We start from the raw sequence: 26343 nt of genomic DNA on the forward strand, positions 1-26343 counted from the left end.
CCCCACCCACTGGTGAAGCAAAACGAAAAAGATGTGAATGAGGAAGCAATGACTTTCTCATTACTTAAAAACTTACTAATTAATAACATTTCGCGAAATGCGAAGAGGGCCTTCAAGGGGATCCGGATCCAACTGGAAATTCCTCTAAAATGAGCTCTTAAACATATTATACGAGGAGGATTAAGTTGAAAAAAGCCGGAATCATCATTGGTTTCCTAATCGCAATAACAGCAGTACTTCTGTTTCTAAACAATTCGCTTTATCCATCCCTACCGATCGAAGGGTTATCTGCAAAAGAAGCATTGAACAAACTGGAAGAAACCGATAGTCCTATTGCCGAAATTGCGAAAAAAGAAAAATATTCCTGGTATATTACCAGTACAGACCCTAGCGGTATGTTGTCTGCTGATGAAGCGGTTAAAAAAATGGTCGAATCAGACGGGTGGGAATTTACCCAAAAAGATGGCAGTGGTTTATTCTTTGAAAAAGATGGACAGAAACTAATTGCCACCACTCAAATGTTGACAGGAGATTATGTGCTCGTAAAAATTCCTAATTATTGAATTTCGATTTCGTAAAATCGATTTCTGGTTATAAATCGGGTGGAAGGGGCGATACATAGTGTTTATTAGCAAGATAGTTTTAAGTGGTGCGGCATTATTATTAATCATATACTGTTTAGTAACAGGCAATTATGACATAATGCCATTTGCCAATATGCTTTTGGGGTTTCTATATTTGTTTATGGGGATAGACGAATTACAACAAAAGCGAAAAGCAATGGCAATCCTGCTTTTCCTGACATCCGTCTTTATTTGGACAGCCGCAATATACTCTTTATTATGATAATGATTTATCTATTTTTATCATCCCTGCTCAAAATCTGCTCATTTTGTAATTTCAGTTGTTCTAGCAGCTCTAATTGTTTTTCTGTATTTTTATTCAAGCGTCGTAATGCATCATAAATAAAAGCAAGGGAGATAAATAGTAAAACGGAAAATAGTACAAACAAAAATTGTCCCTCCCTTCATGAATCAATTATCACTGTTCTTAAACTTCCAAAAATATGCTAATGGCCTGCCCTTTCTTCCATATAACTTTGAATCAGTCTTGTTACTAAATTATCGTAAATGCCTTTGGCTGTTTCGCTGCTTTCAATATGCCCGCCAAGATGGAGCTGAATGACCCCATGTAGCGATGCCCAGATCACCTGAACGACTTGCACCGGATCTTCCTCTCTGATCAGCCCTTTTTCCATTGCTTTTGTTACTGCTGTTGTAAATTGTTCGAGAGCAGTTGCAGTAGCCTGAATACTATCTTCCTCTGGTTTAAACTCACTAAAAGCTCCCCCGAACATCAATTGATAATAATTAGGGTGAATTTTGCTAAACTCCCAATATGCTTCACAGAGACTCTTCAGATAATTTTCTGTATTTTCCTGTTTGCTGACTGATTCAAAGGATTCAGATAATACTTTACAGCCCTCCAGATATAGAAGTTTTATCAAACCATCTTTATTGTTGAATAAATTATAGATAATTTTAGTGGAACATTCCATTTTGTCCGCGACTTTACGGATTGTTACTGACTCGGGACCTTGCTCATGTAAGATGGTTGCTGCTGCCTCGACAATGGTCTGTCTTAAATTTTCGGCATGCTGCAGCTTTGATTCCTGATATGTTTTAATATTCATTGACGTCACCCTCTAATTCATTGTTCGCACAATTGTACTATACTGTAAATATTCCTAACCCGTCAAATTAATGGTAGACATTTCTAGCACATTCAGATACAATGTTTTTAATCAGAAACACTGTTTCCGATACTTTTTAAAAACGAAAGGATGGATAAAATGAAACAATTTAATCAAAAATGGACACTGATTACAGGGGCATCCTCAGGGATTGGGGAAGTATTTGCACAGGAATTAGCAGCAAAAGGGAGTCATCTGATCTTAGCAGCCAGATCGGAGTCGAAACTAAATACATTCGCACAAAAACTGATGCATAAATATGGAATCAAAGCAGAAGTGATCGTTTCTGACCTTTCCCGAAAAAATGCAGCTGCAATGCTATATCAGGAATGTAAAGAGCGTGGCCTTAGTATCGATATTCTCGTCAACAATGCCGGGTTTGCTACACATGGATTATTTGAGGAACAGTCTTTAGAAAAAAATCATGACCAGATCATGCTTAACGTAATGGCACTTGTGGAACTAACTCATTTATGTTTACCGGAAATGCTGAGAAATAAAAAAGGTGCTGTGATTAATGTTGCCTCAACAGCCGCATTTCAGCCGGATCCTTATATGGCTGTATATGGAGCAACCAAAGCATTTGTGCTTTCCTTTACACAGGCTTTATGGGAAGAAAATCGTAAACGAGGTGTTCAGTTTCTTACACTATGTCCAGGCTCCACAGAGACAGCCTTCTTTGATACGCTCGGAACAGATGATGGTGTCGTTGGAAAGAAAGCCAGCCCCAAGCATGTCGTAGATGCGGCACTCCAATCACTTGGAACCAGTCGTTCTTATGTTGTGGCAGGGCGCATGAATTATCTTGTCTCACAGATGACCCGTATTCTTCCAAAAAAAGTCATGCTGAAAACGGTCAGCAACCTCATTGGCCCGTCTAATTAGTCAAGCAGCTATTTTGTAAAAGCTTCTTTTATTAACCGATATGACTTCACTTTTGCATCAAAATCATAAATGTTGGTAATTAACATGAATTCATCGGTACCGTAATATGCTTGTAATTGCTCTAATTCCTGCTTTATTTTGGCTGGTGTACCGATAATACACCGACGGCGGTTTTTCCTGATTTCTTTTTGCTCATCTTCCGTGAACCCTTTTTCCTTTACTTCTTCGATGGAAGGAATTTTGGTATCTCGGCCTTTGCCAACATTTAATAACCATTTATCCTGACTTAACGCAAGTTCTTCTGCTTCTTGCTCTGTTTCGGCACAGACAGCGAATATACAGACAATTGTTTGAGGATTTTCCATTGAGGGCGAAGATTGAAATGCCTCACGATATGCATCCATCGCCTTCTTTCCATTCACAGGGTTGATAAAATGACCAAAAACAAAGCCTGCTCCCATTTCTGCCGCATTTTTCGCCCCTCTTTCCGACAATCCCAAGATCCAGATTGGTGGTGCTGTCTCGGTCCTTGGTCCAGCTTTTACTAAACGGAAAGGATGCTCTCTTTCCAATGTATTATGTAAAAATCCTTGCAATTCCCTTACCTGACGTGGAAACTCTTGGAGTGACCGGTTATGTCCGTCAAGTAGTGCCTGCCGTGTCAGCTCAGATCCACCTGGTGATCTTCCTACACCTAAATCCATTCTTCCAGGAAAAAATGCTTCCATTGTTTTAAAGTTTTCCGCTATTTTAAATGGGCTGTATTGTGGCAGCAGAACACCGCCGGATCCAACGCGGATATTCTCTGTTACGGATGCAATTCTCGTCATGACAATCTCTGGTGAAGTACTCGCCAACCCCGAAGCATTATGGTGTTCAGCAACCCAGTACCTGTGATAACCAAGCTTTTCGGTGATTTGTGCTAGCTGTAACGTGTTTTGTAAAGTATCAGCCGGATGGGAGCCTCTTGAGATTGGGGCCTGATCCAGTACACTTAATTTCATCTCTGTCACCTGCTTTCTATCAGTAAGTGTAGCTTTTCCGGAGTAAAAAATAAAGGAAGAAACCTTACATTTCTCCCTAACGGAAAAAAGAAACCAGACCCCGAAAAAGATCTGATTTCTCCAGATATATTATTTACCTTCCCTGTACTCCAGAATATCTCCAGGCTGGCATTCCAAAGCCTCACATATTCCTTCAAGAGTAGATAGTCTGATTGCTTTCGCCTTGCCATTTTTCAATATGGAAAGATTAGCCATCGTTATTCCTACTTTTTCCGATAATTCTGTTACACTCATTTTCCGTTTGGCCAGCATGACATCAATATGAATGATAATTGCCATAATCAGATTACACCGTTAAGTCATTTTCTTTTTTTATATTTATCGCATTTTTTAACAATTTCTGAAGTACTGCAGCAAATACAGCAACAACCATCGGAGCTAACGCAATAACCATTCCGACGATAATCAGACCTGGTGCATCATCTTTTTCTGCAACAGCATATACGAGCGGCATTGTCAGGAGAAACAATATACTGATCGTTGTTGCGTAATATTTAATATTTTTTAACGCTTTTACGGACAAATGGGAGAATGCTTTGTTTTTATCAATATATCCGAGCAGTCTCAAAGCCTGATACAATACAAGGAAATAGAGAACGGCTGACAGATAGATACCAGCAGAAGCAACTTTTACCCAGAAAGAAAACGCAGGAATAAACTCACTGATTCCTCTTGTCAATACCGGTATAACGAAAATACACAATGCAAGAACCGGAACTGCCATAATAAATACAGCTATTTTAAGAAACAATGTTTCAGGTTTCATTTTTTACACCTCACTAATTTTATTTCTCTTTGAATTTATCATAATATTTATCGTTTTACAATAAATATTTATTATATTAGATAAAATGTTTGTTGAAATCATCCGTTTCATTTATGAATGACTAATAAAAAAACGCCCTTCTCATAAAGGACGCTCTACTACTTTATTTTTGACAAACGAAAAAGATACGGTCAGCCTGCTCCGGCTCACTGCCCGGATTAATGGAAAAATCACCACATATTTCGAGCAGATCCATGCCTGCATTTCCAATCATTTTTTTGTAAAATTCAACAGGGAATGTACGCTGATGATGGGTTTCATCAAACCGTTCGTATAAATTCCTCTCATCGTGCAGTATAAAAAAAGTTAAATCATGGTACAACTCACCTTCACGCTCACCATTTTCGCAAAACCAGACATATGATACATCTTCGTAAATTTCGGCAAATGTCTGTCCTGCCATATTTTCCCTGAAATGTTTTAAACTATGGACATCGAAAATAAAGATGCCGCCGCTCGCTAGTGCATCTGCAGCATGCTGGAACACTTCCTGCAGTTCGCCTTCTTCTGTCACATAGTTGATCACATCACATAAACTGATGATGACATCAAAATCATGAAGTCCCTCCAATGAACGAATGTCCTGTTGAAGATATGTGACTTTCTGCTTTTGTCTGGTCGTTTCTGCCTGTGCATATGCCAGCATATCTTCAGAATAATCGACACCTGTCACTTCCATTCCGCTTTTGGCAAAGCGAATGCTCATCTCACCTGTTCCGCAGCCGAGATCAAGCATCCGCCTTGCCTCAGGTTGGTACTGTGTCATCTTTTCAGTGACAAATTTCTGCCACTGATCATATGGGGCATCATCCATTAATATGTCATAAACATAAGCCAGTTTGGAATATGCCATCTTACAGTTTCACTTCACGCTGTGGGGCATCTCCCCATAATTTTTCCAGATTATAATAAACGCGTTCGTCGCGGTGGAAAACATGACATACAACATAGCCAAGATCAACTAACACCCATCTTGCCTGGTCGAAGCCTTCCATCCGCTTCACATCAATGTTCTGTTCTTCCGCAACATCTTTTACTTCTCTTGCAATAGCCTGTACCTGTCTTTCATTGGATGCATCACAGATGATAAAGTAATCTGCCATTAAGGATACTTCCTTCATATCCAAAACAACAATCCCCTCTGCACGTTTGTCATCACAAGCTTTTGCTACCAAATCCACTAATTGCTTACTATCCATTAAGTTTCCTCCCTATTTTTTATTCATCAGTTTTTCATTATATAAATGAAAGGTATCCGGATAAACTGGCTGTTCATGCTCCATCAGGAACCGGATCGTATTGCGTGCCGCCATCCAGCAGGCATTGTCAATATCCTGAAATGCCATTACACGCACTTCCTCCACTCCTGGAAAAATCCGGCCAGGCTCCACATAATCAGCAATAAAAATAATTTTTTCAAGCAAAGACATCTGCTGTTTTCCTGTCGTATGATAATAAATCGCACTTTGGACTTCAGGATCTTTTATTCCGACTTCCCGTTCGATCATAACGGAACCAACAGGCCCGTGTAATAATTCATCACCATATTCGAGTAAATCATGCGGCAGTCCCTCTTCGATCACCCAGCGCCGCATTTCTTCCGGACTGCGGTATTTGGCATAATCATGAAAAATGGCCGCCTGTTCTGCCTTCTGAATATTGCCAGAGTAATGCTCCGCAAGTTTTATTGCTGTTTCCATCACCCTTACCGTATGTTCGTATCGTTTTTTCTTCAATTGTTTCTCCACAATGGCTAATGCCTTTTCTCGTTTCAATTCGTTTCTCCTCACTTTACGGGACAGACAGATTTATTCTATATCTATGATCACCTTTACCGTTGATATAACTTTGATTTTTCAATGATTGCTCTAACTTCAGGGGTAGTGAAGTATCGTATCGACTGACCCTCAGCAGCTCGTTTCCTGATCATTGTTGATGATATATCAATTAACGGCATTTCTACTTCTGTTACATTGTATGCAGTGTCCATCGAATGGCCTGGCCTGTTCACACCAACGAATGGCACCATTTTCATTAACTCGTCAATCTGATGCCATTTTGGTAAATATTCGACCATATCCCCGCCAATGATAAAATAAAACTGAAAGTCAGGATATTCTGACTGCAACTGGCGGATCGTATCGATCGTATACGACTTCCCTTCCCGGTGTAATTCCATCCCGTTTACCCGAAATGCGGGATGGTCCTGAATCGCCGCTTCTGTCATTTGCAGACGGATCGAACCACCTGACTTCGCTTCCGCTTTATGTGGCGGCTGATTGTTCGGGATAAACCAGACTTCATCCAGTTGTAACGACTGATAAACCTGTTCTGCCATTATTAAATGGCCGTAATGTGGTGGATCGAATGTACCGCCAAATAAACCGATTTTCCGCAATGTTTCCACCTACTTTTTTTACGGCAGTATAATCTCTTTATGTTCCTCTGATTCTTTATATAATACAATCGTATTACCGATAATCTGAACAATACTTGCGTCAGTACCTTCTGCCAGTGCTTCCGCTACGTCCTCTTTTTCCTCGAGACAATTTTGCAGAATGGATATTTTCAATAATTCACGGCGCTCCAGCGCTTCCGCAACTTGTTTTATCATATTTTCATTCACACCGTCTTTTCCAACTTGAAAAATCGGATTCAAATGATGTGCTTTTGAGCGTAAAAAACGTTTTTGTTTTCCAGTTAATTGCAATTTATTCACCTCTTAGTTTCTGTTCCAGTTCGTTGACCATGTGGGCAACATCCAGATTCTTTCCTGTCCATATTTCAAATGCAAGCTGTGCCTGGTACAAGAGCATCGCATGACCATGATGAATGATTGCACCGCGGTTTTTAGCATCCTGTAGTAATTTTGTTGTGATCGGCTGGTAGACAATGTCACTGACAACTGTTTCTTTGCGGAGATGATGTAATTGGATAATCTGGTCCTCCACATTTGGCTTCATACCGACAGATGTTGTCTGGACAATGAGATCATATTCTCCCAAATGCTGTTCCGCTTCCTGAAAGGACATGATTCTGGTCGTTGTCGTACCGGTCTTTAACGACAGGAGTGCTTCCGCTTTATCGAGTGAGCGATTGGCAATATCAACCTTTTTTACACCTTTTTGCACAATCGCACGGTAGATCCCTCTGGCCGCACCTCCAGCACCTAATAGTAACACAGATGTATCTTTATTCAAAAGATTTGGATATGGCTCAACAAGTGAACGGACATACCCTTCTCCGTCAGTACTGTAGCCTTTCCACTTGCCGTTTTGATGGACAATTGTATTAACAGCACCAAGAATTTCCGCATCTTTATCTATTTCATCCAAATAATCAACTATCACTTGTTTATACGGAACCGTGATATTAAAACCGTCGATCGGCATCTGTTTCAAATGCTGAATCACTTCAGGCAGTTTTGTATGGTCCCCTTCATATAATTTATATTCCCCATTTAGGCCAGCTAAATCAATAAAATTTGTGTGTATCCACGGAGATAATGAATGGCCGATTGGATGACCGATTAAGCCAAGTTTTAATGACATTTCTCTTCTCCCCCTGATCTCTTCTTTATATTAAAGCACTTCTAATTGAAATTTGTATCCCTTTCGGTACATGGATTGTTATCGTTACTCCGCCCTCAGGCACAGTGATCCATCCTAATCCAGGTATCACAATATCTGTTTTTTCATGGCCGATTTTTACTGTCTGTTTTGTTAAAGCAGGCAATTTTTCCAATGTTTCCTTGCTCGGCGGCTGTAACAATTCACCAACATGTTTTTCATAAAAAGCATCTGCCTGTTCCAGTTTTGTCCGATGAATCATTAACTGGTTGGAAAAATAGCAGACAAAAGACTGTTTCATTCCTTTTTCAAAATCAAATCGCGCAAAACCGCCGAAAAATAATGTCTGCTTATCCTGCAGCTGGTAAACCTTTGGCTTGATTTCCTTTTTCGGTGTAATTAATTTTAAATCTTTATCTGTCACATAGTGGACCATCTGTGAGCGGTTGACAACACCTGGTGTATCAAACAGTGAAGACTTGTCATCAAGCGGTATTTGGATAAAGCCCAATGTCGTCCCAGGGAAATAGGACGTAGTTATTGCATCAGTTACACCGCTCGAACGGTTAATCAGCTGGTTAATAAATGTCGATTTTCCAACATTTGTACAGCCGACAACATATACATCTTTCTCCTGTCTCATCTCTTCTATTGCCTGCTCCACCTCTTCAAAGCCATTTCCTTTTGCAGCTGAAATAAGAAAAACATCCTGTACTTTCAGACCGTAATCACTTGCTGTTTTTTTCATCCAGTGAATTAATTTATTTCGGTTCGTTGATTTTGGCAGCAAATCGACTTTGTTCCCTATTAATATGATCGGGTTATTGCCTGTTAATCTTTGCAGCCCGCTAATAAAACTTCCATTAAAATCAAAGATATCGACGATCTTTACAACAAGACTGTTCGTATCACTGATCTGGTGAATCATCCGCAGATAGTCATCATCCGTGTATTCAACATCCTGTACTTCATTATAGTGTTTTAACCGAAAACAGCGTTGGCAGATTACCTGCTCATTATCCCACGCACTTTTCGGCAGAAAACCTGCCTTTCTTTTGTCCTCTGACTGTAATGGTACTCCACAGCCCTCGCAATGAACGATTTCCATATTTAATCCTCCCATGTTATCATGCCTTTTCTGCGCATCCAGTTCAGAATCCGCCGCTCTATCATCCGGTTGATTCTCGTTATTTTTCCGTCCGTTTTCTTAATTGGTACAACAAGTATTGTATGGAATCCTCCGACATTCCCGCCGAGTACATCTGTCATTAACTGGTCACCAATGACAACAATTTCTTCCTTTTTTAAGCCCATCTGCTTTGCCGCACGCTTAAACGCATGATTTAACGGTTTTCGCGCACTATACACATATGGTGCCTCCAAAGGTTCTGAAAAAACGCTGACACGCTCTCTGTCATTGTTTGATATAATGGTCACTTTTATATTATAATCCTTCATCTCTTTAAACCATTCGGTCACTTCAGGTGTTGCATCCATGACGTCCCATGCAACTAATGTATTGTCAAGATCTGTAATCACACCTTTGATCCCCATATCCTTTAGTTTCGCTGGCGTAATGTCTAACACAGACTTCACATGTTCATTCGGTAAAAAATTTTTAAGCAATGGTTGTCCACCTCTATCAGTTATTTTCCGTTAGTATACTTGACCTTTCCTATGATAAACAATTTTCAGTAATTCTTCCACTAAAAAAGGGATAATTTGATTTTACAGCTGTTCTGTCCACCAAAAAGTATGAAAACATACCAAAATATGCAACGAAAAACATAAATATAACATGGCTTTTCGTAAAATCGTTCGACAATTTTTAACATGGTTTTTCTTGTGGATAACTTTATGCACATTTTCCACACTAACTTATACGGTAACAGGCGATTTATCACCACATTGTCCACAAGTTATGAACAAGTGCGTGTAGATAACTTAACACTTGTTCGTTCAAGTAATTCATGCTAAAGTAACGTTAAAGAAACTACTGGATGAAACTTGGTAAATGATTTGGATTGTAGAAAAAATATAGAGAGAAACTATTTTGAATGTAAAAACCCTATTAATCGGAGGGACAAGCCTTGGAAAATTTATCGGATGAGTTACTGATCGAGTCGTACCGGAAAGCAAATGAGCTGCAGTTAAGTTATGAATTTATTCGATTAATGGAAGAAGAAATGAAAAGAAGATCCTTACTGGACGAGCTGTATCACACAAATTAATGACATAAGCAGGTAGAAAGCATTCCTTTCTGTCTGCTTTTTTATTTTGTCACCCTCTGCACCCTACTAACTTCGCTGACCAAAAGTCTCACTTTATTTGTTTGTATTCTTCTGAAAGGGCAATACTGTTACTACCACGCCATGCAACAGGAGCATCTTTTTCATAAATCCTATATACGCTTCCTTTGAGTCCGAATGAAAAAATTTTTTTCCTGTTTATTTTAAATAGGATATTTCTCGTCACAAAATGTCGGACAAGCGAGTTGAAGGGTGCTCGGCTCTTGTATTTCTGCATATTTATAGATTAAAATATAAGAAAGCACGTTTACTATTAAAATAGATACATAAGGGGGATCATCATTAGATGTTATTTGCCGTGTTTTTGCCAGCACTTCTGGCGATTTTTATTCCATACTTCAGCAAATGGAAAGAAAAAATACATACAGGCTATTTCGTTTTATTAGCACCGTTAGCTATTTTTATTTATTTTGTTTCGTTTGTTGGAAATGATTTTGAACCTGTTTCACAGAATTATGAGTGGATTCCATCATTGAATATCGGATTTGATTTTTATCTTGATGGTTTAAGTTTATTGTTTGTTCTTTTAATCAGTGGAATTGGCTCACTAGTTGCTTTCTATTCCATTTTTTATCTCCATACATCAGAACGATTGGACCAATTTTACGTATATTTACTCCTTTTCATGACTGCTATGTTCGGGGTAGTTCTATCAGACAACGTATTTGTACTCTATTCCTTCTGGGAGTTAACCTCTATTTCATCATTCCTGTTGATTGGATACTGGAATTATAAGGAACGGTCTCGATATGGTGCATTAAAGTCAATGCTTATTACTGTATTCGGCGGCCTCAGCATGCTTGGCGGGTTTATTTTGTTGTCCATTATTACTGAGACAACTAGTATTCAGGAAATGATCGGTCAAGTTGATATCATATTAGGTCATGACTATTTCGGATTAATTCTCGGATTCATTTTATTAGGTGCCTTTACGAAATCTGCCCAGTTTCCATTCCATATCTGGCTGCCTGATGCAATGGAAGCACCGACACCAGTTAGTGCCTATTTACACTCTGCGACAATGGTTAAAGCAGGGATTTTCCTTGTAGCAAGATTTACACCTATTTTTTCAGAGAGTGAATGGTTCTTTGTTTTTGTCAGCGGAATTGGAATTTTAACACTTATCTGGGGTTCCTACATGGCTGTTCGTCAGACGGATTTAAAAGGGATTCTCGCCTTCTCTACTATCAGTCAATTAGGGATGATCATGGCAATGCTCGGATTCGGTACAAGTACAGCAATTTTTGCTGCCGTTTTCCACATTTTGAACCATGCAACTTTTAAAGGAAGTCTCTTTATGGTTGCAGGGATTGTTGACCATGAATCAGGAACAAGAGATATACGAAAATTAGGCGGGCTTGCCACATTAATGCCGATCTCAGCAACACTTGCATTTTTCGGAACATTTTCAATGGCTGGTGTGCCGCTACCATTTCTTAACGGGTTTTACAGTAAGGAAATGTTCTTTGATGCAAGCATTAAACTGGAATCATCATCCTTAATGATTGCTGAATTGTTACGTACAGCTATTCCTTATTTAGCGGTATTTGGAAGTATTTTCACATTTGTTTACTCTATGTACTTAGTGTTTGGAACATTTATGGGACAGAAAAAACTCGATCAGTTACCGAAAAAGCCGCATGAAGCACCGATTGGTATGCTCATACCGCCAATCATTTTAGTGGTAGGTGTAATCATTATCGGTATTTTACCAGAAGCATTTAATAGTTCGTTAATCGCCCATGCTGCTGAATCGATTTATGGTCAGCCTATTGAAAAACATATTCAATACTGGCATGGTTTGAAAGCACCGCTTTTCATGTCACTTGCAGTTGTGGTAATTGGAGCATTACTCGCATTTGCGCGTAAGTCATGGAGCGGGATATACAGTTTCCTTCCAGGTAAACTTAGTTTTAATAAAGCATATGACTTTATCGTTGATCAGCTTGAAAAAACATCTGCGAAAATTACAAACAGCTATATGAATGGATCGCTAAGAAGATATATGATCTATATTCTCACAGCCATTCTTATTTGTACGTTTACCTTTATCGGTCTTACAGGTGGTTTCAATTGGGATGCTAGCAACTTATCTGAGATCACTATACATGAGGTGTTAATTGCTTTAGCAATGGCGACAGCAGCGATTGCGACGATCTTTACAAATAACAAAATCGGCTCGATATTAATTCTCGGTGTTGTCGGATACGGATTAGCCCTGCTTTTTGTTATCTACCGTGCACCGGATTTAGCATTAACACAGCTTGTAGTTGAGACGATCACTGTCGCTTTATTCCTGCTCTGTTTCTATCACCTGCCGAATTTAAGAGAACGGACAGATTCGATTGTGGAGAAATCGACCAACATTATTATTTCTGTTGGTTTCGGCTTACTGATGACCGTTGTAGCGATTTCTGCACACAGTACGAAATTATTTGAAACCATTTCCGGCTATTTCATTGAAACCTCCCACGATATCGGTGGTGGTGACAATGTCGTCAACGTAATTCTTGTCGATATGCGGGGCCTTGATACGATGTTCGAGATAGTCGTATTGGGAATCGCAGCTCTCGCTATTTACGGTATGATCAAACTGCGCAACAAGAAGGGGGCTAAATAAATGGAAATTATTATGTCTATTCTTGCAGGTGTCCTTTTTACAACAGGTGTCTATAATTTATTACAAAAGCAGCTTTTGCGGATCATCATCGGAACAGCTCTGATTTCCCATGGTGCTCACCTGTTTATTTTAACAATGGGAGAATTAAAACGCGGGGCACCGCCTATTTTAGATTATTCGATTGATCAATATACAGACCCGCTGCCACAGGCACTGATTCTTACATCAATCGTTATCAGTTTCGGTGTAACTAGTCTTTTATTAGTATTAGCTTACCGGGCATCTAAAGAAAATGGGACAGATAATATGGATAAATTGAGGGGAAACGAAAATGATTAGTAACCTAGCAGTATTACCAATTGTTATACCACTTCTTGCAGGGGTTCTGGCAATATTTTTTCATAAAAAATTGCCTGTGGTAAGAATTTTTACACAAGTGGTTATTGCAATTAATCTTGTCATGACAGTGTTTATACTTTGGTATGTGAACCAGAATGGTACCGTTGTTCTTGAAGCGGGTGACTGGGCAGCACCTTTCGGGATTGTCCTTGTTGCGGATATGTTATCCGTTTCACTTGTTTTAACAACAAATATTGTAGCATTCGCCTGTGCGCTATATGCACCAAAGTCTCTAAGTGAAAAACAGGAGGAATTTTACTTTTATACATTCTTCCTGCTATTAATAACAGGCGTATCCGGCGCATTTACCACAGGTGATTTATTTAACCTTTTCGTGTTTTTCGAAGTGCTTCTTATGGCGTCCTATGGCCTGATTGTACTTGGAGGGGAAAGAGTTCAGCTTCGGGAATCGATTAAGTATGTGTTAATTAATTTATTCTCTTCCATGCTTTTTGTAACAACAGTCGCTTTTCTCTATTCTGTTGTTGGTACAGTAAACATGGCACAGATTTCCCAAAGAGTGGCAGAGTCAGAGCAAACTGGTATATTAACAGGGATTGGAATTTTGCTGTTTTTCGTATTTGGTACGAAGGCCGCTCTCTTTCCACTGTACTACTGGCTGCCAAAACCTTATATTGTTCCTAATCCTGTCGTATCGGCATTATTCGGAGCATTACTGACAAAAGTCGGCATCTATTCCATTTTGCGTGTCTTTTCGTTAATCTTCTTCCATGAGCAGATGGTTTTCGATTTCTTTATTTGGATTGCTGGTTTCACGCTTATTTTTGGAGCAATTGGTGCGTTATCAACCAACAATATTAAGATGGTCATTGCCTATAATATCATTCCAGCTATCGGATTTATGCTGATGGGTATTGCGGTATTTAACGGGAATGGTTTTAGTGGCTCAATTTACTATTTAATTCAGGATATGATCATTAAGTCCGCCCTGTTCCTGCTTGTTGGTGCTATCGCCTATCTGGCAGGTACGAGTGATTTAAGAAAAATCAGGGGACTGATCCATCACTATCCGCTGTTAGGCTGGCTGTTCTTCATTTCTGCATTCGTATTGGCAGGAATACCGCCGTTTAGCGGGTTTATCGGTAAATTGCTGTTAATTGAAGGTGCGTTTGAAGAAGGAGAAATTGCGATCGCTATAATCGGTTTGGGAGCAAGTTTGCTCATCCTTTATTCTGTGATGCGAATCTTTATCAGAGGGTTCTGGGGAGAGAAAGATGAATCAATTGTCCCTGACCGGAAAAAAGCAAGAGCATTTGCTGTTCCTGTTATTTTCCTGCTTTTCTTCAACGTGCTGCTTGGAGTTGGAGCTGAATGGTTCTATCCAAGTATTGAATCCATCGGGAACTATTTACTTGATCCCGAAATCTATATTCAATCTGTTTTAAAGGAGTAAACCATTATGCCGCTTCAGATTATATTAAACTTAATTATTGCATTGATGTGGATGTTTTTAAGTGAAAGCTACCACTTCCCTTCTTTTTTAACAGGATTTATCATTGGTGCATTGTTACTGTTTCTTCTGCGACGTTTTATCCCGGACGCTTTTTATTTATACAGGGTCTGGAAAGTACTGAAGCTTGTTTTCCTTTTTATGAAGGAACTGCTTCTTTCCAATATTGAGATCGTAAAATGGGTATACAGACGGGGACGTGATTACAATCCGGGAATCTTTGCGATGCCAACAGAACTAAGAAGCAATTGGGAAATTACGATGCTAACATCCCTTATCTCGTTAACACCTGGGACACTTTCTGTCGCCATTTCGGATGATAATGAAGTAATTTATATACATGCAATGGATATTGATGATAAAGAAGAAGCCATTCATGCGATTAAGGATTCATTCGAAAAGGCAATTATGGAGGTGACGAGATGAATCTCATTACGATCGTCGCAAGCATTTGCATGGCTGTAATTACGATATCTATCACTATGCTGCTTTACCGTGTCGTAAAAGGTCCGAGCAATCCGGACCGTGCCGTTGCACTTGATGCCATTGGTATTAACCTGATGGGGATGGCAGGTCTCGGTGCTGTAATCATAACAACTACCCGCTTAAATGATGTGATCCTACTTATCGGAATTTTATTATTTATCGGGACCATTGCATTAGCAAAATATATAGAAAAGGGTGTTATCATTGACAGGAACCGCAATAGAAATGATATTTGACATTATCGTTATTTTGCTGCTTATCATTGGGACATTTTTCATCATATCTGCAACGATAGGTGTAATCCGGTTTCCTGATATTTATACGAGGTTACATGCTTCCACAAAAGCAGCAACCTTGGGGATCTCGGGGATCCTAATCGGTGCCTTTATCTTTTTATATGTGGAACATGGGATCATCAGCGGTAAGCTGATACTTGGAATTATCTTCGTATTATTGACAGCACCTGTTTCTGCCCATATGATTGGCCGTGCTGCCCATACATCTGGCGTAGAACCATGGTCTAAAACTGGTGAGCTCCGTGATGAATATGCTAAAGCAAAAAATAAAAGCTCTTAAATGAAAAACCTTCGCCATGATTGGTGGAGGTTTTTATCTTGTAAGGAGGTAGATATCAATCCTGCGTGCTGTATCACAACCAAAACTCATGCACCGACTCCTAAGATTTCGTCCTGATCGACGGATCACAACCAAATCTCAGCCACTCACTCTTAAGATTTCGTCCTGATCACAGAATCACAACCAAATCTCGAACACTCACTCCCTAGATTTCGTCCTGATCGTAGAATCACAACCAAATCTCAACCACCTACTCCATAGATTTCGTCCTGATCACAGAATCACAACCAAATCTCAACCACCCACTCCTTAGATTTCGTCCTGAACATCCCAGACCACCACTCTCTTACTTTTACATCGGACAATCTCTTTTTCAATATTTCTGACACAATGGACAAATTATCGTCATATGATGAAATATGGGCGAATACCTACTCGAGTTAGGAGGTGTGAGATTGTCAATCCTGCTTAGTCTCATCGCAATGATGAAAGAAGCTTTATTTTTTGTTGCCTATGTAAAAAATAATACCTTCCCCCAGCCCCTTCCACCAGATGAAGAAGCAAAAATGATTAAACAAATGAATAACGGAGATGAATTTGCCAGAAACAAACTAATAGAGCACAACCTTCGCCTTGTCGCACATATTGTGAAGAAATTCGAAAATACAGGGGAAGATGTAGAAGATCTAATATCTATTGGAACAATCGGCTTAATTAAAGGGATTGAGAGCTATTCCAGTGATAAAGGGACAAAGCTGGCAACATATGCTGCCAGATGTATTGAAAACGAAATTCTGATGCATTTACGCGCAACAAAGAAAACAAAAAAGGATGTATCACTACAGGACCCAATCGGGCAGGATAAGGAAGGAAATGAGATTAGTTTAATCGACATATTGGAAGCAGAAAATGATGACATTACAGAAGCCATTCAGCTTCATATGGAACTGGAGAAAATCCAAAAATACTTACGTGTATTAGATAATCGGGAAAAAGAAGTGATTATTGCCAGGTTTGGCCTTGGGAACAAAGATGAGTTAACACAACGGGAAATTGCCAAAAAGCTGAACATTTCCCGAAGTTACGTTTCACGAATCGAAAAACGTGCCTTAATGAAAGTTTTTCATGAATATTACCGCAATGAACTGAAGAATTAATCAGCATGCTGCGGTTCATCAAAAAAAGCAGCCGGTCCCTCTGACCTGGCTGCTTTTCACTTAGTTGGAATGCTTTACAACATTCATAATCAAATTGGCGGCATTCTCTGCTGCTTTTGTTAAAAATGCATCAAATGATACGGAAGATTCTTTTCCTGCGATGTCGGATAGTGCACGTATCACAACAAACGGAGTTTCATACTGGTAACATACCTGGGCAATTGCGGCTGCTTCCATTTCCGCTGCAATTAAGTTGGGGAATTTTTCACGTACAAAGGCAATTTTAGATTCATCCTGCATAAAGGTATCTCCTGTTGAAATGAGTCCCTTCATTGCCTGTACATCTGTTAAATGCTTGGCTGCACTCATCGCTTTTTCGATCAGCACAGGATCTGCCTGGAAAGTTGCCGGCAGTCCAGGTACCTGGCCATAATCATAATCAAATGCTGTCACATCTACATCATGGTGAACAACCTCTGATGAGACGACAATATCGCCAACTTCCAAATCCTTGTGAAACCCGCCAGCTGAACCGGTATTAATCACATATTCAGGCTGGAATTTTTCAAAAAGAACCGTTGTGGAGAGTGCGGCATTTACTTTACCAATACCTGATTTGAGAAGAACAACCTCTTGCCCTTCCAGTTCCCCTCTGAAAAAGTCACTTTTCGCAATGACCGTATGTTCCTTAATATTCATCTTACTTTTTAGTAATTCTACTTCTTCATCCATTGCTCCAATTATTCCGATCAATGTAACATCCTCCTTATTTTTTGTCATTCTCAATCAGTTCTTCTACTAAGGTCGGCTGCCAACCTTGACCATCCACCCAAACGAGATGTACCCGGTATGTTTCCTGTTCATTTGTTTCCGGAGAGACAGTAAGCTCAACTTTCTGGTCTCCACCTCTTCCGGCCCACCACGTAATCTGGTTCTCAGCAGGTATGCCTGTTGCCACCTCTACCGCTTTTGCCATCTCCTGTCTATCCACAGAACCATTATCATATTCAGGTGTGTGCGGTCCTTCCTGTTCTGTACCGACAGGCTCCCAGTTACCTTCATACGCTTTACGGACATTATCGTCGGCCGGTTCCACCTCATAAGTCTCGACATTTGAATTATTTTCTGATTCTTCTTCCTCAGCTTCTGCCTCTTCTTCCTCAGCTTCTTCTATTTGCGGTCCATCGTTTTCAATCGTTTCATCTGTCTCAGAACCCTCTCTTTCGACGGATGCTTCATCTTCTGCACTTTCTTCCTCATCAGGTTCATCTTCAAAGATTACCTGGCTTTCCTGCTCATTTTGATCATTTGTATCAGTTTCCTCGTTCATGTCCATATCGCCATTCGTTTCTGGTGTTTCTTCATCATTACCACCAAAAAATATGATCGCAATTAGAACAACTAAGAGCACTATTCCTGCGATATATAGTATGGTTAATGCTTTTGTATTTTTTCTCTTTTTACTAAAACGGTTCGATCTGCTTTTTTTTCCATAGTCATCTGCCATTGTCCTCACCCTCCTGAAATATAATTATACTAAATAAACTGACAGCTTAGCAAAAATGTGCTGAGAAAAAAATATTAAATTTCTATTACGATTTTTTTCTTTTTTTGTCATATTGGCAGGATTTTGAACATATATATGGAATATAACCAGTAGATTTTTCTATTATTTAGTTAGGAGAGTGAATATTGTTGAGAACCACTACTTTTAATCGTAATTTGTGGCAATTAAACTCCTTTGAATCCATTAGCTATGACAAAGAGAACTTATTACTTTATATTCATTGTTTCGATGGGATTACATTACAATTTCACTCCATTACTGAGGACATTCTCTTTGCTCTCATTTTAGAAAAACAAAAAGAAAAATTTATAGACGAAAGATTGAAACCAAATCATCTATGTGAAAAAATCAATGCATAGGAGCCATTGATACATAAGGTTACTGAAAAAGGATGCCTATGCTGATAGACATCCTTTTTTCCATTATTCTACTTTTAATATTTTTACTTCCATATCGCCAGCAGGAGTCGGAACGGTTAATTCCTCACCAACAGAGTGTCCAAGCAGGCTTTTCGCGATCGGTGAATCATTTGATATTTTCCCTTCAAAAGGATCCGCTTCCGCACTACCTACGATTGTATAACTCTCTTCTTCTCCATCAGGCAATTCCTGGAATGTGATCGTTTTCCCTAATGCAACCATATCAGGATTTTCTGTATCGTTTTCAATAATTACCGCATTACGAATCATGTTTTCAATCTGGGCAATTCTTGATTCCACAAATGCCTGTTCATCTTTCGCCGCATCATATTCCGAGTTCTCTGATAAATCACCAAAGCCTCTCGCGATTTTAATACGTTCTACGACTTCCTGTCTTCTTTCCGTTTTTAAATATTGTAATTCCTGTTCCAATTTTTCTTTACCTTCAAGTGTCATATAGTAACTTTTTTCTTCTGGCATTATCCTACACTCCTCCAATATACATTATACCGATTGATTGCCATGTTTTGTTTCATTTTATGAATCAATCTAATAAATATCCCAATATTATTGCTGAAAATATTTTACTAACCATTACTATGGCAGATTTTTTCGTTTTTTTCAATAGTTTTCTATCCGTTTCCATCCTATTTTACAGTTTAGTCCGTACCATTGCCTTCATGAAGAATTTTTTCAATTTTGGTTGCCAGCAGATCGATTGCAACCGTATTCTGTCCGCCTTCCGGAATAATAATATCGGCATATCGCTTGGAAGGTTCGATAAATTGTAAATGGGCAGGTCTCACTGTTTGAATATACTGATTAATAACAGAGTCAATGGACCTGCCTCTTTCTTTGATATCTCGTAATAATCTCCGGATAATGCGGAGATCGGCATCGGTATCTACGAAGACTTTTATATCCATTAGCTCAGTCAGCCTCGGATCATCGAGGATTAATATTCCTTCAATGATAATGACATCTTTCGGCTCTATTGGTATCACTTCATCAGATCTTGTATGTAAAGTATAGTCATAGACAGGTTTGTCGACAGGCTCGTGTGCTGACAGTGTTTCAATATGTTTGACTAACAGGTCATTATCAAAAGCCAACGGGTGATCATAATTCGTTTTCAGTCTTTCTTCCATTGGGATATCTGACTGGTCTTTATAGTAAAAATCCTGTTCAATGACGAGAACCGACTGATCTTCAAACCGATTCTGTATCTGTCTCGTTACTGAAGTTTTCCCTGAACCTGATCCGCCTGCAACTCCTATGATGACTGGTTTCTGCTTATTCATGCTATGATGACACCTCTTCATGTTCTTTCGGTACACTTACAGCTACCCCATCACCAACAGGAATAATCGTTGTATGATAATTGCTGTGATCCATTAACCATTGGTTGTACCGGTCAATTTTTTCTGCTAATTTTTCTATTCGTTTCGTTGTTTCCAAATGGCCTGCTACAAGACCGCGGAATAGCACATTATCTGTAATGATGACACCACCGGGACTGAGCATTTTCTCATACATTGTAAAGAATTTCTGGTACTGTCCTTTTGCTGCATCAATAAAGATCAAATCATATGGGGCTCTTTGCTGTACCTGGTCTTCCAGTTCCAGAGCATCACCGAATAAAATCTCGATTTGGTTAGCTTTGTCGTGTTTCGCTACATGATAACTTGCCCGTTCATACATTTCCTGATCACGTTCTATTGTGACAATCTTTGTTTGATTATATGCATTGGCCATTCTTAAGGAAGAATAACCGATAGCCGCCCCTATTTCAAGAATTTTGCCCGGCTGTTTCATCCTGATCAGCTGCAGAAGGAAGGATATCCCTACCTTGTCCATGATTGGAACATGATGTTGCCTTGCTTCTTCTTCTAGTTCTTTTATCCATTTTTCATCAGCCTGGTGAAGTTTCTCTAAATATGATAAAATACTCGGATCTATCAATGAATGCCCCTCTTTTCGCTTATATGATTTGTTACATGGGAAAAGCAGGGCATCTGTAATGCACCTGCTCCTTATGATTATTCCTGTGAGTGAATATACTGCTGCTCGTAAGCCTGATGTTCTTCATACGTGCTGGAATAGTGAACATTTCCCTCTGCATCTGCAAGGAAATATAAATAATTTGATTGTTCCGGTTCCAGTACTGCCTGTAGTGAACTTTCCCCAAAGTTGGCAATAGGTCCTACAGGAAGCCCCATCACATGATATGTGTTATATGGTGACTCTATTTCATAGTCAGCATAAGTTAAACGAGATATATGCTCCCCATGGGCATAAATAACAGTCGGATCTGTCTGAAGCATCATTCCTTGGTCCATCCGGTTATAGAATACACCAGAAATACGTTTCCGGTCCTCGATAGACGGTGCTTCCTCTTCTACGAGGGATGCAAATGTTACGATATCATGTATAGTAAACTGATCCTGTGCCTCTATCTGATCAAGATAGATGAACAGAATATCCCTTGATTTGTTCAACATATTTGTCACGATCGTATCAACACTAGGATTTTCTTCATAGAATTCATACGTTGCAGGGAAAAGATAGCCTTCTAGTGGATATCTGATATCTTCGGCTAAAATTTCCTCAGTTAATATGTTTGGATATCTTTCCATTAATTCTTCAATGTATGCATCGTCATTCATTTTTGCCAAAAATTCTTCACGGTCCACACCCGCATTTTCTTCATAAATATCTGCAATTTCTTCTATATTTCGACCTTCCGGTACAGTAACCCGTAAAACAGCTTCTTCATAAACAGCTCCTGTTTCCAGTTCTGCCGTTATTTCAGCTAAAGACATGGATGGTGACAGTGTGTAATCACCTGCCTGAAAATCAGCCGCATTATTAAATTTCACATAAAATCTGTAAATTAAACTATTATTAATGAGACCTTCCTCTTCTAAAATTGCTGCAATGTCTGAAGTGCTGGATCCTAGCGGTACATTAACCTCGACAGTTTCCTCACTGTCCGGGTCTACTGGTGACAGGCCATTCGATACATATTTATACCCAGAATATCCACCAATGATGATCAATGCAATTAATACGATAAAAATAAAGAAAAATATCTTTCTCGCAATACTCGCCTCTCTACCGCGTTCCTGTGCGATCTCTTTATATGTCGGTCTCTTTTTCTCTTTTTTGTTTGAATCGTCGGTACCCTTACTCATCAGGTATCCCCCTTTCACCCGATTTATTATACTATAAATTTCGATAGAGGGAAACATAGGAAGGAAGATTCGCCATTATTGTCTTTTAATTGTAATATTTCATAGATTTTTTACGATTTTGAAAAGTGGGTGCACGATGGCAGTACACAACAAAAATGGCTCCAGGCAAATTCCCGGAACCATTCTTTTACTATTTTAGCTGGATATGTCCCAACCCTTATTCTGCAAGGTCGTCATTGTCGGCGATTGTGTTTAACACTTCTTCGACCATTTCCCATTCTTCTTCAGATTCAATCTGATATAGCGCAAGGTCGTCGTCATTATCCTTTTCTTCATAGCGGAAAGCAAATACTTCCACTTCCTCATCATCTTTCTGCTCAGCAGGTACAACCGCTACATAAGATTGTTCTGTTTCGTCCACATCAAATGTGAATAATACTTCAAATAAATGTTCTTCCCCATTTTCATCAGGGATAATGATACGCTCTTTTTCTTCTAATGCCACGGTAAAAACCTCCTTAAGTTATATACTATCCAAATATCCTTGTAATATCATTACAGCAGCCATTTTATCAATAACTTTTTTCCGTTTTTTCCGGCTCATATCTGCTTCCAGCAAAACTTTTTCTGCTGCCATTGTCGTTAAGCGTTCATCCCACAGTACCACCTCTATTTGGAATGATTCCTCGATAAATGCGGCAAATTGCTGTGAGGCCTCTCCGCGCGGACCAATGGTACCATTCATATTTTTAGGCAAGCCGATGACGATCTTATTTACATCGTATTCATCAATCAATTGCTGGAGCTCTTCCCTAACTGATTCATAGTCCGGCTCGACCCAGTGCAGTGTCGTGACACCCTGTGCTGTCCAGCCAAGACCGTCACTTACTGCTACACCAATCGTTTTCGAGCCGACATCAAGTCCCAATACTTTATTCATTATCTTTATTCATACGGATGTAATATCGAACTAATTCTTCAATAATTTCATCACGCTCTATTCTCCTTATTAAATTACGTGCATCCTTATGACGGGGAATATATGCTGGATCACCTGATAACAAATAGCCGACAATCTGATTGATCGGATGATAGCCTTTTTCTTCCAGTGCTTCGTGTACAATTAAAAGAACTTCACTTACATCCTTTTCAGCGGGTTCATCAGCAAAATTAAACTTCATTGTTTTATCCATTCCATCCATGGAAGCACCCCCATTAAATTGCTATAGCATGACATTGCAGAAATCTGCTGTCTTAAATTGCCAAGATTACTTTGTCTAACCATTATACAGCTTATCCTGGCAAATTACCAAAGTTAACCTTGTTTTTGAGCATATTTTTCTACAAAGTCTAATGCTTCTTGTAACTTACTTGGATCTTTTCCGCCAGCTTGCGCCATGTCAGGACGGCCGCCACCGCCACCACCGCAAATTTTGGCAGTTTCCTTAATTAAATTCCCAGCATGATATTCATTCACTAAATCCTTCGTTACACCTGAAGCTAACTGAACTTTTCCATTCTGAACAGCAGCTAATAAGATGATGGCAGTACCCAGTTTTTGTTTCATATCATCAACCATCTGGCGTAACTGGTTCATATCCGAAACATCCACCTGTTTTGCCAGAACGTGAATGCCATTAATTTCTTTCACGTCATCCATGATAGAAGATGCTTCCAGCTGAGAGATTTTACTTCTTAATGAATCCATTTCTCGCTGTTGCTCTTTCATTTCTTTAAATAGTGAGGCAATACGGTCATTGACCTGGTCTTCTTTTGTTTTTAATGAATGCGCGGCAGTTTTCAGCTGGTTATGCTTGCCATTCACATACTGGTAGGCACCTTTGGCTGTTACTGCTTCAATCCTTCTTGTCCCTGCCCCAATTCCCGACTCTGAGACGATTTTAAATAATCCAATTTCTGCAGAATTACGGACATGGCACCCGCCGCAAAGCTCCAGACTGTAATCACCAATTTGAACAACCCGGACAACATCGCCGTATTTTTCACCGAAAAGTGCCATTGCCCCCATTTCTTTTGCCTCTGCCAGCTTCTTATTACTAATATCAACAGGAATGGATGCCCAGATTTTTTCATTAACAATCTGTTCGATTTTTTCGATTTCTTCTTCGGTTATTGAACCGAAATGCGAGAAGTCAAAACGGAGTCTTTCCGCCGCAACCATCGAACCTGCCTGGTTTACATGTGTTCCAAGCACATCTTTCAATGCCTGATGCAGTAAATGTGTTGCTGTATGGTTTTTCACAATAAACTGACGTGATGTCTGGTCAACTTCTGCTGTTACTCTATCACCTTTTGTCAATGTTCCTTGTTTCACTGTAACTTTATGCAGGTTTTGCCCATTTGGAGCTTTTTGAACATCTATTACTTCAGCTTGTCCATTTTCAGATTGAATCAAACCTTTATCAGCAATTTGACCGCCACTTTCTGCATAAAAAGGTGTTTCCTTCAGGATTACATATGCCTCCTGGCCAGCTGTCACCTTATCTGCTTCTGCTTTCTCGACAACCATTGCAGCAATATTCGTTGATGCTGATAATTGGTCATATCCAACAAATTGGCTTTCCGTTGTAATACTCCCAAGTACTCCATCCTGAATCTGCATGGAATCCACTTTCTGGCGTGCATTTCGGGCACGGTCGCGCTGTTTCTCCATTTCTGTTTCAAATCCAGCTTCATCGATCGTAAACCCTGCTTCTGCCACGTACTCTTCGGTTAACTCTTTAGGGAACCCGTACGTATCATACAAACGGAATACTTCTTCCCCAGGAAAAACAGTACTGCCATTTGCTTTTTCTTTTTCTATAACCGCGTTCAGGATCTGTAAACCTTCCTGCAATGTTTCATGGAATCTTTCTTCTTCTGTTTTGATGACATTCTGGATGAAATCCTGCTTTTGCTTCACTTCCGGATAAAAAGCCTCCATGATAGATGCAACGGTTGGTACAAGGTTGAACATGAACGGTTTCTCGATTCCGATCTGTTTTGCATATCTTACCGCACGGCGTAACAAGCGGCGTAAAACATAACCTCGTCCCTCATTTGAAGGTAAAGCACCGTCACTTACAGCAAAGGTTACTGTCCGGATATGGTCTGCAATCACTTTGAAAGAAACATCTGTTTCTTCTGCATTGCTGTATTTTGCATTGGCGATTTTTTCTGTTTCTTCAATAATCGGTAGAAATAAGTCTGTTTCAAAATTGGTTCTCGTTCCCTGAATCACACTTACAAGACGTTCAAGGCCCATTCCTGTATCAATGTTTTTCTTCGGAAGCGGTGTGTACGTATCATCAGGATTATGGTTAAATTGGGAGAATACTAAGTTCCAGATTTCTAAGTAACGTTCATTTTCACCGCCAGGATACAATTCCGGGTCTTCCGGATCATTTCCATAGCTTTCCCCGCGATCATAAAAAATTTCTGTATTCGGCCCGCTCGGTCCCTCACCGATATCCCAGAAGTTTTCTTCAATCCGGATAATCCGCTCTTCCGGCAATCCGATTTTTTCACTCCACAATTTATATGCTTCTTCATCTTCGGGGTGAACCGTTACAGATAATTTCTCCTGGTCAAAGCCGATCCACTTGTCTCCAGTTAAGAACTCCCATGCAAAATCAATTGCTTCTTCTTTGAAATAATCACCAATGGAGAAATTACCAAGCATCTCAAAAAAAGTATGGTGTCGTGCTGTATATCCAACGTTCGTAATGTCATTCGTCCGGATTGATTTTTGTGCATTGGTTATACGCGGATTTTCCGGTATTACCCTTCCATCAAAATACTTTTTCAATGTAGCAACACCACTGTTGATCCATAAAAGAGTCGGATCCTCATTTGGTACTAAAGAAGCACTTGGCTCCACTGCATGACCTTTTTCTTTGAAGAAATCAAGAAACATTTGACGCACTTGCGCTGATGTAAGATTTTTCATAACATACCCTCCAGTAAAATTTATTAAAAAAACTCCCATCTCTGCATATGCAGGGACGAGAGTTTGAATTCCGCGGTACCACCCTAATTATAGCATTAA

Annotated in this window: 35 protein-coding genes; 12 read left to right on the forward strand and 23 right to left on the reverse strand. The window is 39.6% G+C overall.

Annotated elements, in window-relative coordinates:
• Positions 1–185: 185 nt before the first annotated feature.
• Together BMW36_RS09705 and BMW36_RS09710 are read left to right on the forward strand one after the other, a co-directional pair.
• Entirely contained in the window at positions 186–563 is a 378-nt protein-coding gene (locus BMW36_RS09705; RefSeq protein WP_089740685.1) for a hypothetical protein, read from the forward strand.
• Between the two features lie 58 nt (positions 564–621).
• Positions 622–846 (forward strand): DUF3953 domain-containing protein, encoded by a 225-nt coding sequence (locus BMW36_RS09710; RefSeq protein ID WP_089740686.1) that lies wholly within the window; start codon positions 622–624, stop codon positions 844–846.
• Positions 847–853: 7 nt separating this feature from the next.
• Here BMW36_RS09710 and BMW36_RS20345 read toward each other — a convergent pair whose 3' ends face one another.
• On the reverse strand, positions 854–1012 hold the full coding sequence (locus tag BMW36_RS20345) for a hypothetical protein (protein WP_175480406.1): 159 nt from the start codon (positions 1010–1012) through the stop codon (positions 854–856).
• Between the two features lie 57 nt (positions 1013–1069).
• The gene (locus tag BMW36_RS09715; protein WP_089740687.1) at positions 1070–1693 is read right to left on the reverse strand and encodes a TetR/AcrR family transcriptional regulator; all 624 of its coding nucleotides are present in this window, start codon (positions 1691–1693) and stop codon (positions 1070–1072) included.
• Between the two features lie 159 nt (positions 1694–1852).
• Here BMW36_RS09715 and BMW36_RS09720 point away from each other — a divergent pair, with 159 nt between their 5' ends.
• Entirely contained in the window at positions 1853–2638 is a 786-nt protein-coding gene (locus BMW36_RS09720) for an SDR family NAD(P)-dependent oxidoreductase (protein ID WP_089740688.1), read from the forward strand.
• Positions 2639–2646: 8 nt separating this feature from the next.
• Here BMW36_RS09720 and BMW36_RS09725 read toward each other — a convergent pair whose 3' ends face one another.
• The 11 genes from BMW36_RS09725 to BMW36_RS09775 all read right to left on the reverse strand — a co-directional run bounded on the left by BMW36_RS09725 (position 2647) and on the right by BMW36_RS09775 (position 9723).
• The gene (locus tag BMW36_RS09725; RefSeq protein WP_089740689.1) at positions 2647–3642 is read right to left on the reverse strand and encodes an LLM class flavin-dependent oxidoreductase; all 996 of its coding nucleotides are present in this window, start codon (positions 3640–3642) and stop codon (positions 2647–2649) included.
• A gap of 129 nt (positions 3643–3771) precedes the next feature.
• Positions 3772–3981, reverse strand: a complete 210-nt coding sequence (locus BMW36_RS09730; RefSeq protein WP_089740690.1) for a helix-turn-helix domain-containing protein — start codon at positions 3979–3981, stop codon at positions 3772–3774.
• A gap of 7 nt (positions 3982–3988) precedes the next feature.
• Positions 3989–4468 carry a DUF2975 domain-containing protein gene (locus tag BMW36_RS09735; RefSeq protein ID WP_089740691.1) on the reverse strand — a complete coding sequence of 160 codons (480 nt, stop codon included), beginning with the start codon at positions 4466–4468 and terminating at the stop codon, positions 3989–3991.
• Between the two features lie 163 nt (positions 4469–4631).
• Complete coding sequence (locus BMW36_RS09740) at positions 4632–5381, reverse strand: class I SAM-dependent DNA methyltransferase (protein ID WP_089740692.1); 750 nt, start codon at positions 5379–5381, stop codon at positions 4632–4634.
• Position 5382: 1 nt separating this feature from the next.
• On the reverse strand, positions 5383–5727 hold the full coding sequence (rsfS, locus tag BMW36_RS09745; RefSeq protein WP_089740693.1) for a ribosome silencing factor: 345 nt from the start codon (positions 5725–5727) through the stop codon (positions 5383–5385).
• 12 nt (positions 5728–5739) lie between these two features.
• Positions 5740–6303 (reverse strand): bis(5'-nucleosyl)-tetraphosphatase (symmetrical) YqeK, encoded by a 564-nt coding sequence (gene yqeK, locus BMW36_RS09750; RefSeq protein WP_089740694.1) that lies wholly within the window; start codon positions 6301–6303, stop codon positions 5740–5742.
• Between the two features lie 56 nt (positions 6304–6359).
• On the reverse strand, positions 6360–6926 hold the full coding sequence (locus tag BMW36_RS09755) for a nicotinate-nucleotide adenylyltransferase (protein ID WP_089740695.1): 567 nt from the start codon (positions 6924–6926) through the stop codon (positions 6360–6362).
• Between the two features lie 18 nt (positions 6927–6944).
• Complete coding sequence (gene yhbY / locus BMW36_RS09760) at positions 6945–7238, reverse strand: ribosome assembly RNA-binding protein YhbY (protein ID WP_089740696.1); 294 nt, start codon at positions 7236–7238, stop codon at positions 6945–6947.
• Position 7239: 1 nt separating this feature from the next.
• Positions 7240–8079: a shikimate dehydrogenase gene (gene aroE, locus BMW36_RS09765; protein WP_089740697.1), complete on the reverse strand. Its 840-nt coding sequence runs from the start codon at positions 8077–8079 to the stop codon at positions 7240–7242.
• A 25-nt stretch (positions 8080–8104) separates the two neighbouring features.
• Positions 8105–9205 carry a ribosome biogenesis GTPase YqeH gene (gene yqeH / locus BMW36_RS09770; RefSeq protein ID WP_089740698.1) on the reverse strand — a complete coding sequence of 367 codons (1101 nt, stop codon included), beginning with the start codon at positions 9203–9205 and terminating at the stop codon, positions 8105–8107.
• A 2-nt stretch (positions 9206–9207) separates the two neighbouring features.
• The gene (locus BMW36_RS09775; RefSeq protein WP_089740699.1) at positions 9208–9723 is read right to left on the reverse strand and encodes a YqeG family HAD IIIA-type phosphatase; all 516 of its coding nucleotides are present in this window, start codon (positions 9721–9723) and stop codon (positions 9208–9210) included.
• 464 nt (positions 9724–10187) lie between these two features.
• Here BMW36_RS09775 and sda point away from each other — a divergent pair, with 464 nt between their 5' ends.
• The 8 genes from sda (at position 10188) to sigK (ending at position 17115) form a co-directional block, all read left to right on the forward strand.
• Entirely contained in the window at positions 10188–10328 is a 141-nt protein-coding gene (gene sda, locus BMW36_RS09780; RefSeq protein ID WP_089740700.1) for a sporulation histidine kinase inhibitor Sda, read from the forward strand.
• Positions 10329–10692: 364 nt separating this feature from the next.
• Positions 10693–13026, forward strand: a complete 2334-nt coding sequence (locus BMW36_RS09785; protein WP_089740701.1) for a Na+/H+ antiporter subunit A — start codon at positions 10693–10695, stop codon at positions 13024–13026.
• The gene (locus BMW36_RS09790; protein ID WP_089740702.1) at positions 13027–13365 is read left to right on the forward strand and encodes a Na(+)/H(+) antiporter subunit C; all 339 of its coding nucleotides are present in this window, start codon (positions 13027–13029) and stop codon (positions 13363–13365) included.
• Positions 13361–14839 (forward strand): Na+/H+ antiporter subunit D, encoded by a 1479-nt coding sequence (locus BMW36_RS09795; RefSeq protein WP_089740841.1) that lies wholly within the window; start codon positions 13361–13363, stop codon positions 14837–14839. Before BMW36_RS09790 ends, BMW36_RS09795 begins: the two co-directional genes overlap by 5 nt.
• 6 nt (positions 14840–14845) lie before the next feature.
• Positions 14846–15322, forward strand: coding sequence for a Na+/H+ antiporter subunit E (locus BMW36_RS09800; RefSeq protein WP_089740703.1), 477 nt, complete (start codon positions 14846–14848; stop codon positions 15320–15322).
• The gene (locus BMW36_RS09805) at positions 15319–15618 is read left to right on the forward strand and encodes a Na(+)/H(+) antiporter subunit F1 (protein ID WP_089740704.1); all 300 of its coding nucleotides are present in this window, start codon (positions 15319–15321) and stop codon (positions 15616–15618) included. Before BMW36_RS09800 ends, BMW36_RS09805 begins: the two co-directional genes overlap by 4 nt.
• The gene (mnhG, locus tag BMW36_RS09810; protein WP_089740705.1) at positions 15587–15958 is read left to right on the forward strand and encodes a monovalent cation/H(+) antiporter subunit G; all 372 of its coding nucleotides are present in this window, start codon (positions 15587–15589) and stop codon (positions 15956–15958) included. The genes BMW36_RS09805 and mnhG overlap by 32 nt, the downstream gene beginning before the upstream one ends.
• Before the next feature lie 455 nt (positions 15959–16413).
• Positions 16414–17115 carry an RNA polymerase sporulation sigma factor SigK gene (sigK, locus tag BMW36_RS09815; RefSeq protein ID WP_089740706.1) on the forward strand — a complete coding sequence of 234 codons (702 nt, stop codon included), beginning with the start codon at positions 16414–16416 and terminating at the stop codon, positions 17113–17115.
• A gap of 60 nt (positions 17116–17175) precedes the next feature.
• Here sigK and mtnN read toward each other — a convergent pair whose 3' ends face one another.
• Positions 17176–17895 (reverse strand): 5'-methylthioadenosine/S-adenosylhomocysteine nucleosidase, encoded by a 720-nt coding sequence (gene mtnN / locus BMW36_RS09820; RefSeq protein WP_089740707.1) that lies wholly within the window; start codon positions 17893–17895, stop codon positions 17176–17178.
• A complete protein-coding gene (locus tag BMW36_RS09825) occupies positions 17882–18622 on the reverse strand; it encodes a YrrS family protein (protein WP_089740708.1) in 741 nt (246 codons plus the stop codon). The genes mtnN and BMW36_RS09825 overlap by 14 nt, the downstream gene beginning before the upstream one ends.
• 185 nt (positions 18623–18807) lie before the next feature.
• On the opposite strand from BMW36_RS09825, the gene BMW36_RS09830 reads away from it, so the two are divergent.
• A complete protein-coding gene (locus BMW36_RS09830) occupies positions 18808–19041 on the forward strand; it encodes a KTSC domain-containing protein (protein ID WP_089740709.1) in 234 nt (77 codons plus the stop codon).
• Between the two features lie 63 nt (positions 19042–19104).
• Here BMW36_RS09830 and greA read toward each other — a convergent pair whose 3' ends face one another.
• The 8 genes from greA to alaS form a co-directional block, all read right to left on the reverse strand.
• Complete coding sequence (gene greA, locus BMW36_RS09835; RefSeq protein ID WP_089740710.1) at positions 19105–19581, reverse strand: transcription elongation factor GreA; 477 nt, start codon at positions 19579–19581, stop codon at positions 19105–19107.
• Positions 19582–19760: 179 nt separating this feature from the next.
• Complete coding sequence (gene udk / locus BMW36_RS09840; RefSeq protein ID WP_089740711.1) at positions 19761–20402, reverse strand: uridine kinase; 642 nt, start codon at positions 20400–20402, stop codon at positions 19761–19763.
• A 1-nt stretch (position 20403) separates the two neighbouring features.
• Positions 20404–21063 (reverse strand): O-methyltransferase, encoded by a 660-nt coding sequence (locus BMW36_RS09845; RefSeq protein WP_089740712.1) that lies wholly within the window; start codon positions 21061–21063, stop codon positions 20404–20406.
• Positions 21064–21140: 77 nt separating this feature from the next.
• Entirely contained in the window at positions 21141–22295 is a 1155-nt protein-coding gene (mltG, locus tag BMW36_RS09850; protein ID WP_089740713.1) for an endolytic transglycosylase MltG, read from the reverse strand.
• Between the two features lie 217 nt (positions 22296–22512).
• Entirely contained in the window at positions 22513–22800 is a 288-nt protein-coding gene (locus BMW36_RS09855) for a DUF1292 domain-containing protein (protein ID WP_089740714.1), read from the reverse strand.
• An 18-nt stretch (positions 22801–22818) separates the two neighbouring features.
• A complete protein-coding gene (gene ruvX, locus BMW36_RS09860) occupies positions 22819–23235 on the reverse strand; it encodes a Holliday junction resolvase RuvX (protein ID WP_089740715.1) in 417 nt (138 codons plus the stop codon).
• The gene (locus tag BMW36_RS09865; protein WP_089740716.1) at positions 23228–23497 is read right to left on the reverse strand and encodes an IreB family regulatory phosphoprotein; all 270 of its coding nucleotides are present in this window, start codon (positions 23495–23497) and stop codon (positions 23228–23230) included. Before BMW36_RS09865 ends, ruvX begins: the two co-directional genes overlap by 8 nt.
• Before the next feature lie 113 nt (positions 23498–23610).
• The gene (gene alaS / locus BMW36_RS09870) at positions 23611–26244 is read right to left on the reverse strand and encodes an alanine--tRNA ligase (RefSeq protein ID WP_089740717.1); all 2634 of its coding nucleotides are present in this window, start codon (positions 26242–26244) and stop codon (positions 23611–23613) included.
• Between the last annotated feature and the right edge of the window lie 99 nt (positions 26245–26343).

Origin of the sequence: Gracilibacillus ureilyticus (assembly GCF_900111195.1) — a bacterium.
GTDB lineage: Bacteria > Bacillota > Bacilli > Bacillales > Amphibacillaceae > Gracilibacillus > Gracilibacillus ureilyticus.